Genomic DNA, 1143 nt, shown 5'->3' on the forward strand with positions numbered 1-1143 from the left:
TTACGGCACCATTTTGCCTAGTTCCTTCACCCGAGTTCTCTCAAGCGCCTTGGTATTCTCTACCTGACCACCTGTGTCGGTTTGGGGTACGATTTGATGTTACCTGATGCTTAGAGGCTTTTCCTGGAAGCAGGGCATTTGTTACTTCAGCACCGTAGTGCCTCGTCATCACACCTCAGCGTTAAAAAGGTACCGGATTTACCTGGAACCTCCGCCTACATGCTTAAACCGGGACAACCGTCGCCCGGCTAACATAGCCTTCTCCGTCCCCCCTTCGCAGTAACACCAAGTACAGGAATATTAACCTGTTTCCCATCGACTACGCCTTTCGGCCTCGCCTTAGGGGTCGACTCACCCTGCCCCGATTAACGTTGGACAGGAACCCTTGGTCTTCCGGCGTGCGGGCTTTTCACCCGCATTATCGTTACTTATGTCAGCATTCGCACTTCTGATACCTCCAGCAACCCTCACAGGCCACCTTCGCAGGCTTACAGAACGCTCCCCTACCCAACAACACATAGTGTCGCTGCCGCAGCTTCGGTGCACAGTTTAGCCCCGTTACATCTTCCGCGCAGGCCGACTCGACCAGTGAGCTATTACGCTTTCTTTAAATGATGGCTGCTTCTAAGCCAACATCCTGGCTGTCTGTGCCTTCCCACATCGTTTCCCACTTAACTGTGACTTTGGGACCTTAGCTGGCGGTCTGGGTTGTTTCCCTCTTCACGACGGACGTTAGCACCCGCCGTGTGTCTCCCGTGATAACATTCTTCGGTATTCGTAGTTTGCATCGGGTTGGTAAGTCGGGATGACCCCCTAGCCGAAACAGTGCTCTACCCCCGAAGATGAGTTCACGAGGCGCTACCTAAATAGCTTTCGGGGAGAACCAGCTATCTCCCGGTTTGATTGGCCTTTCACCCCCAGCCACAAGTCATCCGCTAATTTTTCAACATTAGTCGGTTCGGTCCTCCAGTTAGTGTTACCCAACCTTCAACCTGCCCATGGCTAGATCACCGGGTTTCGGGTCTATACCCTGCAACTTAACGCCCAGTTAAGACTCGGTTTCCCTGCGGCTCCCCTATACGGTTAACCTTGCTACAGAATATAAGTCGCTGACCCATTATACAAAAGGTACGCAGTCACACC

General features: G+C 52.7%; 1 rRNA gene. It reads right to left on the reverse strand.

The features are described 5' to 3' along the window. A 23S ribosomal RNA gene (locus tag PGR79_RS23760) occupies positions 1-1143 on the reverse strand; the annotation flags it as partial.

The organism is Klebsiella sp. 141161 (genome assembly GCF_050600815.1).
Taxonomy (GTDB): Bacteria; Pseudomonadota; Gammaproteobacteria; order Enterobacterales; family Enterobacteriaceae; genus Klebsiella; species Klebsiella aerogenes.